Source organism: Streptomyces sp. AP-93, assembly GCF_022808175.1.
Classification (GTDB): domain Bacteria; phylum Actinomycetota; class Actinomycetes; order Streptomycetales; family Streptomycetaceae; genus Streptomyces.
In genome coordinates, this window is record NZ_JALGBX010000016.1 from 103,125 (window position 1) to 119,557 (window position 16,433).

The 16,433-nt window shown below is 68.7% G+C and carries 17 protein-coding genes; 5 read left to right on the plus strand and 12 right to left on the minus strand.

Annotated features, from left to right (window positions below):
- Positions 1 to 35: 35 nt before the first annotated feature.
- A complete protein-coding gene (locus MTF69_RS25325; protein WP_243338039.1) occupies positions 36 to 434 on the minus strand; it encodes a hypothetical protein in 399 nt (132 codons plus the stop codon).
- The gene (locus tag MTF69_RS25330) at positions 434 to 700 is read right to left on the minus strand and encodes a hypothetical protein (RefSeq protein ID WP_243338041.1); all 267 of its coding nucleotides are present in this window, start codon (positions 698 to 700) and stop codon (positions 434 to 436) included. Before MTF69_RS25330 ends, MTF69_RS25325 begins: the two co-directional genes overlap by 1 nt.
- 688 nt (positions 701 to 1,388) lie before the next feature.
- Between MTF69_RS25330 and MTF69_RS25335 the strand changes: the two genes are divergently transcribed.
- The 4 genes from MTF69_RS25335 (at position 1,389) to MTF69_RS25350 (ending at position 4,352) form a co-directional block, all read left to right on the plus strand.
- A complete protein-coding gene (locus MTF69_RS25335) occupies positions 1,389 to 1,760 on the plus strand; it encodes a hypothetical protein (RefSeq protein ID WP_243338043.1) in 372 nt (123 codons plus the stop codon).
- 167 nt (positions 1,761 to 1,927) lie between these two features.
- Complete coding sequence (locus MTF69_RS25340) at positions 1,928 to 2,482, plus strand: YceI family protein (RefSeq protein ID WP_243338044.1); 555 nt, start codon at positions 1,928 to 1,930, stop codon at positions 2,480 to 2,482.
- 793 nt (positions 2,483 to 3,275) lie between these two features.
- The gene (locus MTF69_RS25345; RefSeq protein WP_243338046.1) at positions 3,276 to 3,668 is read left to right on the plus strand and encodes a RidA family protein; all 393 of its coding nucleotides are present in this window, start codon (positions 3,276 to 3,278) and stop codon (positions 3,666 to 3,668) included.
- A gap of 423 nt (positions 3,669 to 4,091) precedes the next feature.
- Positions 4,092 to 4,352 (plus strand): hypothetical protein, encoded by a 261-nt coding sequence (locus tag MTF69_RS25350; protein WP_243338050.1) that lies wholly within the window; start codon positions 4,092 to 4,094, stop codon positions 4,350 to 4,352.
- Positions 4,353 to 4,579: 227 nt separating this feature from the next.
- Here the strand turns inward: MTF69_RS25350 and MTF69_RS25355 are convergent, their stop codons facing one another.
- Positions 4,580 to 6,097 carry an MFS transporter gene (locus tag MTF69_RS25355; protein ID WP_243338053.1) on the minus strand — a complete coding sequence of 506 codons (1,518 nt, stop codon included), beginning with the start codon at positions 6,095 to 6,097 and terminating at the stop codon, positions 4,580 to 4,582.
- A gap of 173 nt (positions 6,098 to 6,270) precedes the next feature.
- On the opposite strand from MTF69_RS25355, the gene MTF69_RS25360 reads away from it, so the two are divergent.
- Positions 6,271 to 6,882, plus strand: a complete 612-nt coding sequence (locus MTF69_RS25360; RefSeq protein ID WP_243338055.1) for a TetR/AcrR family transcriptional regulator — start codon at positions 6,271 to 6,273, stop codon at positions 6,880 to 6,882.
- A 116-nt stretch (positions 6,883 to 6,998) separates the two neighbouring features.
- On the opposite strand, the gene MTF69_RS25365 is transcribed toward MTF69_RS25360, so the two are convergent.
- The 9 genes from MTF69_RS25365 to MTF69_RS25405 form a co-directional block, all read right to left on the minus strand.
- Positions 6,999 to 8,216, minus strand: a complete 1,218-nt coding sequence (locus MTF69_RS25365; RefSeq protein WP_243338057.1) for an ABC transporter permease — start codon at positions 8,214 to 8,216, stop codon at positions 6,999 to 7,001.
- A complete protein-coding gene (locus tag MTF69_RS25370; protein ID WP_243338060.1) occupies positions 8,213 to 8,926 on the minus strand; it encodes an ABC transporter ATP-binding protein in 714 nt (237 codons plus the stop codon). Before MTF69_RS25370 ends, MTF69_RS25365 begins: the two co-directional genes overlap by 4 nt.
- A complete protein-coding gene (locus tag MTF69_RS25375) occupies positions 8,923 to 10,176 on the minus strand; it encodes a peptidoglycan-binding domain-containing protein (protein ID WP_243338061.1) in 1,254 nt (417 codons plus the stop codon). Before MTF69_RS25375 ends, MTF69_RS25370 begins: the two co-directional genes overlap by 4 nt.
- Complete coding sequence (locus MTF69_RS25380) at positions 10,173 to 10,727, minus strand: hypothetical protein (RefSeq protein ID WP_243338064.1); 555 nt, start codon at positions 10,725 to 10,727, stop codon at positions 10,173 to 10,175. Before MTF69_RS25380 ends, MTF69_RS25375 begins: the two co-directional genes overlap by 4 nt.
- A 134-nt stretch (positions 10,728 to 10,861) precedes the next feature.
- Positions 10,862 to 12,373, minus strand: a complete 1,512-nt coding sequence (locus tag MTF69_RS25385; RefSeq protein WP_243338066.1) for a cell wall metabolism sensor histidine kinase WalK — start codon at positions 12,371 to 12,373, stop codon at positions 10,862 to 10,864.
- Positions 12,373 to 13,101, minus strand: coding sequence for a response regulator transcription factor (locus MTF69_RS25390; RefSeq protein ID WP_243338068.1), 729 nt, complete (start codon positions 13,099 to 13,101; stop codon positions 12,373 to 12,375). Before MTF69_RS25390 ends, MTF69_RS25385 begins: the two co-directional genes overlap by 1 nt.
- Before the next feature lie 99 nt (positions 13,102 to 13,200).
- Positions 13,201 to 13,983 (minus strand): serine hydrolase, encoded by a 783-nt coding sequence (locus tag MTF69_RS25395; RefSeq protein WP_243338070.1) that lies wholly within the window; start codon positions 13,981 to 13,983, stop codon positions 13,201 to 13,203.
- A gap of 297 nt (positions 13,984 to 14,280) precedes the next feature.
- Positions 14,281 to 14,949, minus strand: coding sequence for a response regulator transcription factor (locus tag MTF69_RS25400; protein WP_243338071.1), 669 nt, complete (start codon positions 14,947 to 14,949; stop codon positions 14,281 to 14,283).
- Positions 14,946 to 16,280 (minus strand): sensor histidine kinase, encoded by a 1,335-nt coding sequence (locus MTF69_RS25405; RefSeq protein WP_243338072.1) that lies wholly within the window; start codon positions 16,278 to 16,280, stop codon positions 14,946 to 14,948. Before MTF69_RS25405 ends, MTF69_RS25400 begins: the two co-directional genes overlap by 4 nt.
- Between the last annotated feature and the right edge of the window lie 153 nt (positions 16,281 to 16,433).

Consider the following 16,433-nt stretch of genomic DNA (forward strand, 5'->3'; position numbering starts at 1 on the left):
CGGGCATGGCAACGGCCCGGGTGGGGGCGGGCGGGCTAATGGCCGGGATGGACGGCGTGGACGCCGGTGACCTCGTACCCTTCCGGGTTCAGGGTCAGTAGGAAGCGGCCGGACGGGAAGGCCGGAGAGGGGCGGGCCGCGTGGATCGCGTGGACGGTCGCCCAGGGGTGCCCCGCGCGGAGCAGGTCGGTGGCGGCGAACGCAGCCTCGGTGCCGAAGGGCTCGATCTGGATGAAGCGGAGCCCGTGGACGTAGGCGAGCAGGCCGGGCCGCTCGCGGTCGCCGGCGGTAAGGGAGAGGACCGGGGCGTAGAGGGCGCCAAGGCCGCCAGAGGCCTGTACGTAGAAGGCGGCAACAGCCTCGTTGTACGGGTCCTTGGGATCGTGGAGGGCGGTGGCGGTCGTGTGATCCAGGACGACCGCGATGGAGCCCATTACGCGGCCGCCGGGTCCTGGCTCGCGCCGAGGCGCTTCAGGAGGCCGCGGGCATTAGCCTCGGCCTCCGCGCTGGGCGCGGTGCCCAGGGCCGAGACGAGCTCGGCACGGGCCAGCGCGGCACGCTCCGCGAACTCGGACTCGGTCGGCCGACCCGCAGCGAGCTCCTCGACCAGGCCGCGGATCGTGGTGCCCTGCTCGGCCGCGAGGACAGCCAGGCGGTCACGCGTCGCCGCGCTCACCTTGATGCTCGTTTCGTCCGCCATACCCACGACTCTACTCCGAGTAGAGGACGGGGTGATGGTCGGCTGCGCCTGTCACCTCATCCACGACGCAGGATTGGGTCCTGTCTGGCGGTCAGAGCACCCCCCAGGGGGCGGGAGGCGGTGCGCGCTTCGAAAGCCAATCATCGTTCCGTGGGAAAGAGCGAATTTCGGTCACCTGGCCAGGCCACGCGAGCGGCAAGACGGGCGGAGGACACCTCAGTTCTGGATCATGCTCGGTTGCTGTCGGACTCAGGCGGTGACGATCGGCCCGGCGTCCGACTCCAATGCCTCCGTCACTCCGGTGGTGACCGCGCTGTCGCCGGGCCGGGCAGCTTGGTGTCTATCTTCCCGGCCCGGCGGTGGGCTCCGGCCTATTCGTCACGCGCAGGTGCGTTTGCTGTGTGACTGGGGCAGGCTCCGGTCCCCATCTCTCCTCGCGTCACCCGGGGCACTCTGCAGCCCGGGGAAGCACAGGAACCGGACCTCCTCGCCCGGACCGTCGATGAGTGCGCCGCAGCGCTAGAACAGGCGCGTACCGCACTCGGACAGGCGGCAGGCGGCATCGCCGCCCGCTACGAGCGCGGCGGACCCGCCGCGGTACCGCCCGCGTCGGATGGTCCCGTCAGCACGTCTCGACCCTGGCCGCCACGCACCGCCGCGCGAACGCCGAACAAGACAAGGACGCGGCATGAGTACCGCAGCCGACCACCCCTCCGGCTCGGCTGTACCCCAGCCGGCCGCCACCGCCGAGGAGCTGCGGGCCACACTGGCCCGCATCGCGCCGGACGCCGTGGCAACGTTCGACGCCGAGCGCGCCGCCGCCGTGGCCCGGGCGCGGGACGAGGTCAGCTCGGCGCCGATGCGGCGTTTCCTGCGCCAGTGGGCCCTTCACGTAGCGATCGAACGGCACCCGGAGCAGGCGTCGCGGCTACGTCACCTTGAGGCCCGGGCCGCGCTCGTGAGCCATCCCGAGGAAGCTAGGGCGATCGTCGCCGAAATCGGGCGGATCCTCGACAGGGCCACAGCCGAGGCGGGGCTGCCACATGGCGGCGAGTCGTGAGCAACTAGCGCTGGGGTTTCAGCGGGTTTGTCGGGTGGTCAGAGTGCGAGCAACCCGTTCCGTCTGATCGGATGACGTGTCGGCGCGGTCGAGCATCTGGGGACGAGAGCGTGGATAGCGTGGATGAGCAACTCCCCTTCCCACCCGAGCCTTCGTGGAGCCCGCCCATGACCACCACCCCTCTCCCCGAACTCACCGGGAACTACGCCATCGACCCGGCACACACCCAGATCGGGTTCGTAGCCCGGCACGCCATGGTCACGAAGGTCCGTGGCGGGTTCAAGGAATTCGAGGGCCGCGGATACTTCGACGGTGAGGACCCCGCCAAGTCCTCCGTGGCCCTCACCATCAAGGCCGCCAGCATCGACACCCGCAACGAGCAACGCGACGGACACCTGCGCACCAACGACTTCCTGGACGCACCAGAGTATCCGGACATCACCTTCTCCTCCACAGCCATCGAGCAAGTGGACGCCACTCACTTCCGGCTGACTGGTGATCTCACGATCAAGGATGTCACCCGGACTATCGCCATCGACTTCGAATTCCAGGGCAGTGCCACAGACCCGTTCGGGAATCTGCGGGTCGGTTTCGAAGGGTCGGTCCCGATCAGCCGCAAGGAGTACGGCATCACCTGGAACGCCGCGCTCGAAGGTGGCGGCGTACTGGTCGGCGACAAGGTGGTGCTGGAGCTCGAGGTGTCCGCGATCCGACAACCGTGAACCGACCAACGGGAAGAACTCTGTTCGTGCTGGACAGCCCCGCGGTCGACTGAGCGTAGCCATTGGCATCGGATCGGCGGGATCCCGCGAACGCAGAGCAGGCTCGGCATCCGAGACCGGATCCGGCAACCCGTCACCCGGCGGCCCGTCGACGAGTGTCTGCCCATAGAAGAGTAGAACGCTATCCGGACCCTCGATCTGCCCCTGCCGTGGGCGCGGATCACGACCCAAGGCCGATTTCGGCGAGCTTCTGACACGCGAACCAGGGCTGCCACGAGGGCATTGCGTTCCTGCCAGGAACCGATGGCATGTCGAGTCGTTGAAGAACCGGGATGCACAGCCCCGGCCGGGATCCGGTTCCGCCCACCCAGCCGGGTCTCTCCTGACATCTGACGTTTCAGCCCCGGCTGATCTGGATCGCGAGCGGCGGTCCAGCGTCAGGTGTCAGGAACCCTGCTGGACAGGTGCCCGGGGTAGCTGATCGTCACGCCAGACAGGGTCTCGCCCAGTGCCAGCACCCGCGTGGCTTGCGGGTGGTCCGGACACTCCGAGGCTAGGGCCAGAGGCAGGCGGCGTCGGCGCGGGAGGCCCGGCGCCCACGAGGCTGGGGAAGCCTCCTGGCCGCTCCCTGGTGTTGGGCCATGATTGGTGCCTGCATCGGTGGAGCGCACGGAGCATCCGAGGGGAACATGCCGTCGCTGATCTCCGCCGACCCCGTTCTGCGTCCGCTTCCCTCCCTCTCGCCATGGGAGCGTCATGTCGCGACTCCAGCAGTCCCTGACATCATGGCGTGATGGAACGAATTCGACGGATTGTCAGCTCGGGATCACCGCTAGAACCGCAGATCGGCTTTTCGCGGGCGGTCCGAGCGGGCAACTACGTGGCGGTCGCCGGCACAGCCCCTATCGGTGATGACGACTCCACCGTGGGCCTTGGTGACGTGTACGCGCAGACGGTGCGGTGTCTGGATATCGCTGAGCGCGCGCTGGAGGAGGCCGGGGCATCGATGGAGGACGTCGTACGAACGCGCATCATGCTCACCGACGTGACCCGGTGGAAGGAAGCCGCGCGAGCACACGGCGAACGGTTCGCATCTGCGCGGCCGGCATGCACGTTTGTCGAGGTGTCACGCTTCATCGACCCAGCCTGGCTGGTCGAAGTGGAGATGGACGCCGTCAGCGACTGAATCGCCTCAGGTGCTCCCCGCTGCTCTGCGGTGGGCCGTGTTATCAGGGCGGCCCCGGCGATCAGCGTCGATCAGTGAGGGACAAGCCATTCATAAGTTCGCAAACCAGCGGCGTGCGCGCATCATCAGGCGGCTGGGCAGGGTCCGTTCGACACCCAGGGGCGCGGCATCACGACGAAGCCGGAGGTGTCGTCGAACCGGCTGACCGGCTGAAAGAAGCCACGATCTGCCGGTACCTCAGCTGCTGGACGTGTGCGAGGGCCGCCGTCCATCTGAATCGCGGCGACCGGTGCCCCACGGCCAAACGGCGCGGAAGTACGCACCCGTTGGTGGAGCGGTCTCGAACCGCACAGGACGTGCACTTGCCGTCCGATGTCGGCGCCCACGCACCTTGAATCGAGCGAAACGCTGTCTTGTAAACGCATGATCTCGCTTAGGGAGAAGCTCCACCTCGCGCACGTCCCTGTCGCCTATGGGTGCATGATCGTCCGCAGGCCCGCCGACGAGACGTTCCGGCCCTGCTGTTACCTCCCGGTTCTGGTAAGGCAGAGCAGTGGCCCGATGGTTGTGGGCGTCAAACTGCGCTGGGAGTGTGAGACCTACGGCGCATCCACGGAGGTCCGGGTCAGGGAGGTAGCGGAAGGCCGTCTGATCCGGTTCGTGTGGGCAACGATGAGCAGCTGACCACGGTCGAGCTGAGGTTCACCCCGCGGGCAGCGAACGCCACCTTCACCGAGGCCACCGAGGCGGGCTTCCAGGTTCAGGGGATGACACCCTCCGCTGGGTCAACGACACCGTCGGTGGCCTCAGCACGGTCATTGAGTCTGGTTCTGGCCATGGCTCCGTTGAGGGTGCCGCGGACCTGTGGTGCAGGAAGGCGGGGATGCCTCGTCCGCTTCGTCGGCGGAACCTCAGCGCGGTGTCTTGGTGGTTTCCGGGATCTGGGCGGGGATGACCGGCGGTGTGGTTCCCGTGGGTCGATGCTCGTCCTTCGGTTGCCGGTGGTTGATGAATACGAACGCGATGACGGAGGCGAGGGCCAGGATGCCGGCGGCCCAGTAGATCGCCACCGAGTAGCCGTGGACCATCGCCTGGAGCTGGACGAGCTTCGCTCCGTCGGGGGTGGGAGGCGTCGACATATGCGAGGCGGCGTACGTGGCGGTGGCGCTCGTGGCGAGCGTGTTGAGCAGCGCCGTGCCGATGGCGCCGCCGATCTGCTGAGAGGTGTTGACCATGGCGGAAGCGACACCCGCGTCCGCGTCTCGCACACCAAGGGTGGCCAGGTTCATCGCGGGCATGAAGGCGGTGCCCAGCCCCAGGCCCATGATGAACATGCCTGGCATGACGACGGCGGCGTACGGGCTGTCGGTCGTGATCTGGGCCAGGATGAGGAGACCGCCGGCGGCGAGGAGGAAGCCGCCTGCCATCGAGTAGCGGGGCGCTACACGTGTGGCCAGGCGGGTGGCGATCTGCGTCGAGCCGATCATCATGCCCGCCACCATGGGCAGGAATGCCAGGCCGGTGACTACCGGGCTGTATCCGCGGACGATCTGCAGGTAGAAGGTGAGGAACAGGAACAGACCGAACATGCCGATGACGGCGGTACCCAGCGATAGGTAGGCTCCCCCGCGGTTGCGGTCGAGGACGACACGCAGCGGCAGCAGCGGGGCCTTGACCCGCTTCTCGACGACGACGAACGCGGTCAGCAGCGCCGCGGCGGCGGCGAACACGGCGATCGTGGAACCTGAGGTCCAGCCGGCGGTCTCGGCGCGGGTGAAGCCGTACACCAGGGCCACCAGGCCGGTGGAGGCGAGAACGACACCGGGAATGTCAAGGCGGCCGGTTCGTTGACGGTCGCCCTCGGGCTCACGGATGACGAGGAATGCGCCGGCCGCCGCCGCGATCGCGAAGAAGATGTTGACGAGCAGGGTCCAGCGCCAGTTGAGGTACTCGGTAAGCACGCCGCCGAGGATCAGCCCGAGGGCGGCGCCGCCGCCCGCGATGGCGCCGTAGATACCGAAGGCCTTGGCGCGCTCCTTCGACTCAGTGAACATGACGGTGATCAGCGACAGCGCCGCCGGTGCCAGCAGGGCGCCGAACGCTCCCTGTAGCGCGCGGGCGCCGAGGAGCATCCCGGTGGTGGTGGCCACTCCCCCGAGCGCGGAGGCCAGGGCGAATCCGATCACGCCGATGGTGAAGGCCCGCTTGCGGCCCCACAGGTCGGCGATGCGACCGCCGAACAGCAGCAGGCCGCCGAAGGCCAGCGCGTACGCGGTGACGACCCACTGCCGGTTTCCGTCGGAGAAGCCGAGGTCGACCTGGGCCGAGGGCAGTGCGATGTTCACGATCGTGCCGTCGAGTACCACCATGAGTTGGGCGATGCAGATGAACAGCAATGCCTTCCATCGCCTGGGATCGGTTTCTGGCATGGACACGGGCATGACGGGATCACCTCACGGATGCGTTGAGCGGGCGGGGGCTGAGGCAGCCATGGGAGCCCAGGCAGGGCTACGCTCGCGTTAAGGAAACGGGTGCGTTTCGCTATGATGGTAACCCAGGATGGTCGACTATCGAAACGACCCCGTGTCGAAAAAGGAGATCCGTGCCAGAGACCGTGCCGCCGGTAGCCGACAAGCCGGGCCGTAAGTCCCGCCTGAGCCCGGACAGGGAGCAGGAGCTGTACACCTGCGTGGTGGACCAGCTCCGGGAGGTGGGTTACGAGGCCCTGTCCATGGAGGCCGTCGCCGCCGCCACCCGCTCCAGCAAGGCCACGCTCTATCGCCGATGGAAGTCCAAGCCTCAGCTCGTTGTCACCGCGCTGCGCCACACGCGCCGGGTGCAGCTCTCCGGCATCGACACCGGCACGCTCCGGGGCGATCTCCACGAGCTAGCGGACCGGATGGGGTCAGTGTCGGGCGAGGACACGGAGCTCATGCAGGCGATGATGCACGCCGCGCGACGCAACGAGGAGTTGGCGGCAGCGCTGCGCGAGGTGATGGCGGGACCGGAGATGGCCGCCCTGCGTGGGCTGGCGGAGCGGGCTGTCGCGCGCGAGGAGCTCGCCAACGCCAGCCCGGCGGCCGAGTTCCTGCCGCATCTGGTGATCGGGGTGGTTCTGGCGCGATTCCCGCTCGAAGGCTGTGACGCGGACGCCGAGTACCTGCACCGGTATGTCGATGCTGTGATCCTCCCCGCGTTGTCGCCCCAAGGCTGACCTCTGCGTCTTCCAGCCCGCAGAGACGTACCGCACAAGGTGCCATCGCCCAGCCCCCCACTCTGCCACGGACACGTGTGGCAGAGCGGGCCCGTGTCGGCTGGTGTTCCGGGACGCTAAGCCGCGGCGAGGGCATCGGTCGGGGGCAGGCGGGCGGCTCGGACGGCGGGGTAGAAGCCCGCCAGTCCGCCGATGACAAGGGTGGCGCCCACTCCGCCGGCCATGGCCCAGGCGGGTACCACGGTGGGCCAGCCCTGGTAGGTGGCGTACCCGGCGGTGACGCCGATGCCGAGGAGTACACCGCCGGCCCCGCCGAGGGCTGACAGGAGTAGGGATTCGCACAGGAACTGGGTGCGGATCTGGCCGCGGGTGGCGCCCAGGGACCTGCGCAGGCCGATCTCCGCGCGGCGTTCCAGTACGGAGATGACCATGGTGTTGGCGACGCCGACTCCGCCGACGAGCAGGGCGACGGCGCCGAGTCCCAGGAGTAGACCGCTGAGGGTGTCGTCGGTGGCTTCCTTGGCGGCGAGTGCGTCGGAGGGCCGGGAGACCTCGACGGAGCTGGGGTCTTCGGGGTTCGCGGTCGCTCCGAGGACGGCTTGGACGTCGGTGACGGCCTCGCCCTCCGCACGGGTGTAGACCGTGGTGGGGTAGCCATCGAAGTCGAGGTTCTTCTGGGCTGCTTCCCAGCCGACGAACGCGCCGGAATCCAGCTCAGATGCGAGCATGTTCGACTCCAGGATCCCAACGACAGTGAACCACTCGCCGCCCAGCCATACCTGAGTGTCGGGGTCCGCCTTGGAGACCGCCAGTTGTTCGGCGGCCTGGGGACCCAGGACTACGGCCGGGTACTTTCCGTTGGCGTCGTTGAGCCACTGCCCGGTGGCCACCTTCCCACCCACGGTGTCCGGGAGATCGGTGCGGGCCGCGTAGACGCCGATGCCGCCGGTCTCCTGCTTGGGGATGCGGTCGTTGCGGTAGACCTTGGCGTCCGTCTTGCCAATGGCCGACACCGATTCAACAGCAACGATCCTGGCGACCATGTCGACGGCATCGGCGGACAGGTGCGCGTCGCCGCCGCCAAAGGACTGGCCCGGGGAAACGGTGAGCAGGTTGGTGCCCAGCGCGTCCAGTTTGCGGTTCAGCTCCTCGCTGGAGGAGGTGGAGATCCCCACGACTCCGATCATCGCGGCGATCCCAATGGCGATGCCGAGTGCCGAAAGGAAGACGCGCATCGGGCGGGAGCGTAGTCCCGAGCCGCCGACGCGCAGGACGTCGGAGGGGCTGAGGCGGGCCGCTTTCGGGTGGGGCCTGGGGGGTGCTGCTGTGGTCATGTCCCTGCCCTCTCGTAGGCGTGCTCCGGCAGAGCGGAGTCGTGTTCGATGCGGCCGTCCTTGATGCGCACCTCGCGGGGAAGGGAGGCGGCGATGTCACGGTCGTGAGTGATGATCACGACGGTGGTGCCGGAGTCGTGCAGTTCGTGGAGGAGTTCCATGACGACCGCACCGGAGGTGGAGTCGAGTGCGCCCGTCGGCTCGTCGGCGAGCAGGAGGGGTGGATCACCGAGGACTGCGCGGGCGATGGCGACGCGCTGCTTCTCGCCACCGGACAGCTGGTGTGGTTCGTTGTGGAGGCGGTGGCCCAAGCCCACCCGGCGAAGAGTCTGCTCGGCGAGGCGGCGCCGCTCGCCCCTTGGCTTGCCGCTGTAGAGGAGTCCGTCGGCGACGCTGTCCAGTGCGGGGACACCGGGGGCGAGGTGGAACTGCTGGAACACGAACCCGATGGTGGCGGCGCGCAGTGCGGAAAGTTCGCGGTCGCTGAGGTCGGTGATGTCGTGGCCGTCGATGGCCACGGTTCCGGTGGTCGGCAGGCTGAGTGTTCCGATGATGTTGAGCATCGTGGACTTGCCCGAGCCGGAAGGGCCGACGACGGCCAGGAGTTCACCCCGCTGTACGACCAGGTCGGCTCCGGCGAGGGCGGCGACCTCCCCGTACGTCTTGGTGACGCCGTTCAGTTCGATGACCGGCGGGGTGGTGGTGCTCACTTGGGCACCCCTACGACCAGGCCCGCGGAGACTCCCTGGCCGGAGACCTCCACCAGTCCGCCGGCGAACATGCCGAGTTCGACCGGCAGGTACTCGATGCCCGTGCTGCCGACGGTCTCCAGTGCGTAGCCGCCCTCACGCAAGGCCACGAGCGCGTTGATCGGAACCGCCAGGACGTCCTTGCGGGTCTCCGCCTCGAAGGTGACGTCCACTGGGGCGGCCTGGTAGCGGCCCAGCTTCGTCTGATCCTTGACTTCGAGCTTCACGGGCAGCGTGGCGTCGGCGGAACTGGTGCTGGACGTCCCGGCGCCGCCTGTGCTGCCGGCAGCCGGAGCAGCGGTGGCCGCCGTGCCGACGTCATTGACCGTGGCGTCGACCTTGGTGCCGTCCGGGAGCTTGATCGTGGTCTTAGTGCCGTCCTCGACCAGGTCCTCGAACTTCACTTCGAGGTCGACGGTGACGATACGCTCCGTGCCGGTCCAGGTCAGGATGTCGCCCGTAGGGGCACCTCCGCTGGTGGCCTTGATGTCGGCCACGCGCCGTTCCCCCGTGGCCACGACCGCGTCACCCGGTGCGACGGTGCCGATTTCTTCGCGGCCCAGGTCTTCCTGCCACGCCTTGACGGCGGTGGCGGTGGCGTCGGTGTACTCGTCGTCCACAGTGAAGCCCGTGTAGCCGAGAGCGGAGAGGTTCTCCTCCAGCAGCTTCACGTCCTTACCCTCGCTGCCCGACTGGATCGTTCGGTACAGCGGCGTCACCCCATAGAGAAGCGGCACCTTGCGGTCGTCGACGCTGTACACGGCCGCGCCCCGTTTGATCGTTTCGCCCTCCGCCGGCAGCCAGGTGAGCACGCCCGAACCGCTGCCGGCCGTACTCTGGCCGCCCTGCGCCGTGCTGGAGGACGCGGAGCCACCCGAGGAGGAACTTGCCGACGGCGGGGCCTGTACCGCGGTGGCGTCGCCGTAGCCGAGGTTTCCGTTCACAGTCTCGGTGCGGGTCAGCGAGGTGGTCTCGACCTTGGCCGACTTGGGCGGACCGGATGGTGCTGCGGACGTGCTCGTGTCGCTGTCACCGCCCAGGGCTCCGGTCGCGGCGGCGACGCCGGTCGCGGCGACGACCGCCACGCCGATGGCGATCAGCGAGGTACGCAGCGGGCGCTTCCTGCGACGGCCGGCGTTCTGTGTCTGGCCGCCGTTCGTGTGTTCGGCAACTGCGGCCGCCATGTTCTCGGTGCTTTGGTGCAGGGTCACTGCGGGCCTCCCATCATGCCGCCGAGGAACTCGCGGCACTCGCCCATGGCGTCCTGGAAGTTGGGATCACTCATGTTCATCGACTCCCGGTCGAGGCCCTCGGGGCCGGGGTCGTCCATGTCGACGCCGTTCTCGCGCATGCAGGCGGCGAACTTCTTCATGTTCTCCAGCTGCGCGGCGTCCGGAGTGCCCTGATTGGCGCCGCGGTCCTTCATCGCCTGCGGTGCCTTGTCGCGGCACGCCTCCATCGCCTTGCGCAGGGCGTCGCTGTTGGCGCCTCCGCCCATGACGGACTGGAGGTTCAGCTTGCCGGTCTCCGGGTCGGGGTCCTCCATGTCGACGCCGTTCTCGCGCATGCAGCCGACGAACGCCTGCGACTGCTCGGCATCGCTCTTCGCCGAGCCGCCGCTGCCCGACGATCCGCCCTCACCGCTGACGGAGGCCACCTTCGACGTGCCGCTGTCGGAACTGCCGCACCCTGCCAACAGGCCGACCGCCACGAACCCGGCGGCCGGTAGCGCCAGCGCCCGCACCCTGAGTGCTCCTCGCATCCTCACCACTCCCTTGAATCCGAATGCCGCAGGCCGACGAAGTGGTCTGCGGTCCGTACAAAGGGCGATGCTGGCAGCACAAACTCAGCGGATCCTGGGCCCAACCTCGAAGCCACCTGGGAATCCCGAACGATTCACAACAGCGGGAGGCCCACACGGAACGTCGCACCCGTCCCGGGGCGCTGCGCGGCCAGATCGAGACGGCCGCCATGGGCTGCGACGATGGCGGCGGCAATGGACAGACCCAGGCCCGCGCCGCCCCCGGAGCGTGCTGGATCGGCGCGGTAGAGGCGCTCGAACACGTACGGAGCATCACCGGGCGGGACGCCCGGGCCCGTGTCGGCGACCTCGATGACCGCGGCAGGCCGGTCGGCGGGCAGCAGGGTGCCCGCGGCTGCTACGGCGGGTCCGAGAGCGTTGGGCCGCCTCGGTCCGAGGCGGACCGTGATCACTGCGCTGGGTGGTGTGTGGCGGTCGGCGTTGGCCAGCAGGTTGCCTAGCACCTGGCGCAGCTGCAGTGGATCTCCGATGACGACCATGGGTTCGATCAGGCCTCCCGACTCGTCCAGGTCCACGATCCGCACGACCCGGCTGGTGGAGCGGGCGTGCAGTGCGCGTGCCACGTCCACGGTGAGTTCCAGGAGGTCGACGGGGAGCTGCTGCGGGACGCGCTGCTCGTCGAGCCGGGCGAGCATGAGCAGGTCCTCGACAAGCACTCCCATCCTGGCGGCTTCGGCCTCGATGCGCCGCATCGCGTCCACGGGGTCACCTCCGCGTCGGTAGAGCTCGGCGAAGCCGCGGATCGAGGTCAGCGGGGTGCGCAGTTCGTGGGAGGCGTCGGCGAGGAAGCGGCGCAGTTTCAGCTCGGAGGCCGTACGGGCGCCGATCTCTTGCTCCACACGGCCGAGCATCGCGTTCATCGCCCCGCCCAGCCGGCCCGGCTCGGTATGCGGATCCGTGTCGGCCACGCGCTGCGACAGGTCCCCCGCCGCGATGAACCCGGCGGTGGCCTCCATCCGGGTCAGCGGGCGCAGCCCTACACGGACCAGGAACGTGGCCCCGACGCCGAGCAGGGCGAGCGCGCCCGCCACGACGGCCGCGTCGATCAGCAGCAGCCGGTCCGTGGTCTCCTCCACCTGGGCCAGCGAGACGGCCGTGACGATGAACCCGCCGTCCTCAAGGCCTGCGGTCGGCTCCACCACTTTGACTACGACCCGCCAGCCGGCACCGCCTCCCTTGCCCGGGACCGTGAACGGGGCACCCGAATACTCGGCCAGTTCAGCGGCCGCCGGCAGGGCAGGGCCGGGTTCACGCGCCTCGTCGGGGTATACGGCGCGTACGCCGCTCTGCCCATACACGTAGATCCGTGAATCGTCGCCGAAGACCCCGGACAGGAACGAGTCGCCCGGAGCCCGGGCGGGCTGCTCCTCCGCCGGGCGATCGCCGAGGCTGCGCACCAGCCGCTGCTGCTGTCCGCCCATTCCGGGTATCGCCAGCTGCCGGTCGACACGGTCGATGAGATAGGAGCGCAGCAGGATCACCCCTGCCGTGTTGGCGCCGATGAGGGCTAGAGCCGTCAGGGCGGCGCTGACCACGACGAGGCGCGAGCGCAGCGTCCAGTGGCGCCACCGCCGAAGGCGGGGCATCAGTGTTCCCCGTGCGGCAGCCGCAGCGTGTACCCGACACCGCGGACGGTGTGGATGAGCCGGGGACCGGTGGTGTCGAGCTTCTTGCGCAGGTAGTAGACGTAGGACTCAACTATCCGGCTGTCCCCGCCGAAGTCGTAGGACCACACCCGGTCCAGGATCTGGGCCTTGCCGATGACCCGGCCCGGGTGCTCCAGCAGGAAGCGCAGCAGGTTGAACTCGGTCGGGGATAGCTCGATGCGCCGGCCGGCCCTGCGTACCTCGTGCCGGTCCTCATCGAGTTCCAGGTCCGCGTAGCGCAGCACTGGATCTGGTACATCCTGGGGGTGCGCTCCTGTGGCGGCCCCGGTCCGGCGCAGAATCGCACGGATCCGCAGGACCACCTCCTCCAGGCTGAACGGCTTCGTCACGTAGTCGTCCCCACCGGCCGTCAGCCCGCGGATACGGTCGTCCATCGAGTCCCGGGCCGTGAGAAACAGAACCGGAACATCGCGCCCGGCCGCGCGCAGCCTCGCCGCAACCTCGAAACCGTCGAGATCGGGAAGCATCACATCCAGCACGATGAGACCCGGCCTCGCATCCTCGGCGGCGGTCAGGGCTTCGAACCCGGTCGTCGCCGAGACGACTTCGAAGCCGACCAGACGCAACGTCTGGGAGAGGAGATCACGGATGTTCGGCTCGTCGTCGACGACGAGTACGGTGGTCGCGGCCGGTGCGGAATCAGTCATGGTTTCATCCGTATCGCACCAACCTCAAAGCCAGCTGAGAGCAGCCTTCACGTCACGCCATAAAGATCTGCGCGTACCAGCTGACCAGAGCGATGAAGATCAAGAGGCTTCGCCGGCTGTACTGATGACCGAGGCGGCGGCCCGGGTGGCGGCCTCGACGAGAGCTATGCCGTCGGCCTGGGTGAGGTTCCCGTCGGAGAGGACCGCGATGAGGCAGTCGCGGCCTTCGATGTCCACGCGTCCGATGCTGTTGATGTCCCACAGTGCGGTCGCGGTGCGCGGGAGCCAGCCGTTCTTGAGCGCCGCACCGGAATCGGCGACGGACACGCCCCAGTCCTGACCTGCCACGACACGCTCCATCAGGTCCTCGATGAAGTCCCTGTCGGTTGGGGAAAGGAGTGATGCCGTGCCGAATATCGCGTCGAGCAGGATCAGCTGGTCTTCGGCTGTCGTCTGGGTGAGGCCCCAGTTGCCGTTCCGGCCGGCGGATGTGGCGATCAGGCCGAGGCGTTGGTTGGCGGAGTCCAGCCCCGGTGCCCCGCCGATGGTGTCCCACAGTGCGTTGGTCGCGGTGTTGTCGCTGCTGCGGATCATGCTCGTCGCCTGGGCGCGCTCGCGCGAGGTCAGCGCCCGCCCCGCATCATGGGCCTGGAGCAGCAGTGCGGCCAGGATGTCGACCTTGACGATGCTCGCGGTGTCGTACTGGCCACTCTCGAACACGGCGCGGTCGCCCGACTCCACATCCATCACCGCGACCGACAACTGCACGTCGCCCACGCGGGCCATCCCGGCGAGTTCAGCCGCCAGCAGCTCGTCGAGATCAGCTTCGGGTGCCGCGGCGGCCTCGGTTTGGGGGCTGAGGCTGGGCTCCGAAGAGGACACCGCCGCGACGGCAGCGGTACCCACTGACCCGTAGCGCAAGTTCGCCGCGCCGGCCACGGTGCAACCCAGCAAAGCGGCGGTACCCGTCACAACGGCAAGGAGACGACGGGGGCGGCGGCGTGGGCGCGGGCGGCGACGAGTTCCGGATCCAACCATGCCGCGACGCTACGAATCACAGCTGTGCGCAGCCTGGGACCAAGTTCAGAGCGCCCTGAGAGTTGCCTCCAAGCGGCGCCCACGGGCGTCGGCGCCCCACCGAGGCCTGTGACGTGCCGGGCTGCGGCGGACTCAGGTGTGTCAGGGAGTGGTGTGTGCCAGGCCCGTGTCATAGGCGATGATCACTGCCTGTACCCGGTCCCGGGCTTCCAGCTTCGCGAGAACACGCCCCACGTGTTTCTTCACTGTCGATTCGGACAGGCTCAGACGCTCGGCGATCTCGGTATTCGTCCACCCCTGGCCGATCGCGACGAGGACCTCCCGTTCGCGCTCGCTGAGCAGCCGCAGCCGGGGATCGGTGCCGCTGGGGCGCTGCTCGGGTGGGCGCAGGTCACCCGCGTGGGCGTCGAGCAGGCGACGGGTCAGTCTGGGGGACACCACGGCGTCCCCGGCCGAGATGGACCGAATGGCGGCTAGGAGCTCGTCGGGCATGGCGTCCTTGAGGAGGAAGCCGCTGGCGCCCGCGCGCAGGGCAGCGTAGGCGTACTCGTCGAGGTCGAATGTGGTGAGGATGAGAACGCGGGACCGGCCGCCGGCCGCGACGATGCGCCGGGTGGCCTCGATGCCGTCCATGCCGGGCATCCGCACGTCCATGAGCACCACGTCGGGGCGGAGCGAGGCGGTGAGGCGGACAGCCTCGGCGCCGTGGGAGGCTTCACCGACCACCTCGATGTCGTCTCTGGTTTCCATGAGCATCACGAAACCCAGCCGCTGGAGCGGCTGATCATCCGCGATCAGCACAGTGGTCAAGGTGCTCTCCTGCCGCCGTGCCCTGGCCCTGGACCGGGCTTGGTCTGCGATCCGCGGACTTCCCCTTCATGGGCGGCGTCGGGCTCCACATCGAAGGATGCGTCCACGCTCCAGCCGCCTCCTGCCCGGGGGCCCGCCGCGAGGGTACCGCCGTACATCGCAGCCCGTTCCCGCATACCGATGATCCCATGGCCGGCCTGATGCCGGTCCGGGACTGCCGGGGGCGGTTCCGCCGACTCGGACGGCGCTCCGGTATCGGTGATCGTCACCCGGACCCGGCCGTCCTGGAACTCGACGAAGATGCGTACGGACGAGCGGTAGCCGACGTGCTTGAGCGTGTTGGTCAGAGCTTCCTGGACAATGCGGTACACGGTCAGCTGAACCCCGCTGCTGAGCTCGGCGAGGCTGCCGCTGGTCCGGTAGGTGATGCGGGTACCCGCCGCCCGGACGCGCTCGATCAGGGCTTCCAGGTCAGCCAGGGCCGGCTGAGGGGCGAGCTCCGTTTCCTTCGAGTCGGCCCTGAGGACGCCTAGGACGCGGCGCAGTTCCTTGAGCGCCTGGCGCGCGGTTCCGGCGATGGTGTTGAGCGCCTCGGCGCTGCGTTCGGGGCGGCTGGAAGCGAGAGACGCCGCGCCGTCGGCGAGGCCGACGATGACCGCAAGATTGTGACCGACGATGTCGTGCATCTCGCGGGCCACGCGGGAGCGTTCCGCGGCCGCCGTGAGCCGTGCTCGTTGATCCTGCTCGATCTGGAGACGGGTGGCACGATCCTCCAGGGCAGCGAGGTAGGCCCGTCTGATCCGGAAGACGAGTCCCAGAGCCAGGGCGGCGGTCGCCGTCCCGACCAGGAAGAACACGGCGATCCAGGGCTGGTCCGTGCCGGACCGGAAGGCGGCCACTCCCAGTCCCGCGATGGTCACGGCCGCCGCCCAGGGAAGCACCTTCAGTGCCCCGTACAGAGCGAGGCTGTACAGGACCAGGAGGAGGCTGATGCCGCTCGGCAGCCAGATCGAGATGATCCACTGCGTCACACAGGTGACCGCGATCAAGCTGAAGGCCACGGCCGGCGCCCGCCGCCGCCACCACAGCGGCAGGGCGAGGCCGGCGTGCAGCAGCAGGAGCACGGCAGGCGGCGCTTCACTCACCCGGTGCGCCGACATGGGCGGTCCGGTCTGTCCCCCGAGAACGGCCGGAAGGCCCAGCAGGACTACGGAGATCACCACTCCGGTGTCGAGTATCCACGGCCGCCGGTGATCGACGCGCTGGAGCCGTTGCTGCCATCCGAGCAACCGGTCCAGGAAGGGATGACCGCCCGTACTCTGCGAACTCACGGAGAGTCCGGTGCGGGCGCTGGGGCCCGCGCCTCTGGCGGCCGGAGGTGGATACCTGCTCTCATCTGGCATCGCGTGAACCCGAGCGTCTCTCATTGAGTATGGAATGCCGCTCGAAGCGGTATCCGGATCGAGGGTTACCCGATGCGACCC

What these genes read in the sequence shown, in the direction of transcription:
- MTF69_RS25325 (WP_243338039.1), bottom strand. Translation starts at nt 434, where the DNA reads ATGGGCTCCATCGCGGTCGTCCTGGATCACACGACCGCCACCGCCCTC.
- MTF69_RS25330 (WP_243338041.1), bottom strand. Translation starts at nt 700, where the DNA reads ATGGCGGACGAAACGAGCATCAAGGTGAGCGCGGCGACGCGTGACCGC.
- MTF69_RS25335 (WP_243338043.1), top strand. Translation starts at nt 1,389, where the DNA reads ATGAGTACCGCAGCCGACCACCCCTCCGGCTCGGCTGTACCCCAGCCG.
- MTF69_RS25340 (WP_243338044.1), top strand. Translation starts at nt 1,928, where the DNA reads ATGACCACCACCCCTCTCCCCGAACTCACCGGGAACTACGCCATCGAC.
- MTF69_RS25345 (WP_243338046.1), top strand. Translation starts at nt 3,276, where the DNA reads ATGGAACGAATTCGACGGATTGTCAGCTCGGGATCACCGCTAGAACCG.
- MTF69_RS25350 (WP_243338050.1), top strand. Translation starts at nt 4,092, where the DNA reads ATGATCTCGCTTAGGGAGAAGCTCCACCTCGCGCACGTCCCTGTCGCC.
- MTF69_RS25355 (WP_243338053.1), bottom strand. Translation starts at nt 6,097, where the DNA reads ATGCCAGAAACCGATCCCAGGCGATGGAAGGCATTGCTGTTCATCTGC.
- MTF69_RS25365 (WP_243338057.1), bottom strand. Translation starts at nt 8,216, where the DNA reads ATGACCACAGCAGCACCCCCCAGGCCCCACCCGAAAGCGGCCCGCCTC.
- MTF69_RS25380 (WP_243338064.1), bottom strand. Translation starts at nt 10,727, where the DNA reads ATGCGAGGAGCACTCAGGGTGCGGGCGCTGGCGCTACCGGCCGCCGGG.
- MTF69_RS25385 (WP_243338066.1), bottom strand. Translation starts at nt 12,373, where the DNA reads ATGCCCCGCCTTCGGCGGTGGCGCCACTGGACGCTGCGCTCGCGCCTC.
- MTF69_RS25390 (WP_243338068.1), bottom strand. Translation starts at nt 13,101, where the DNA reads ATGACTGATTCCGCACCGGCCGCGACCACCGTACTCGTCGTCGACGAC.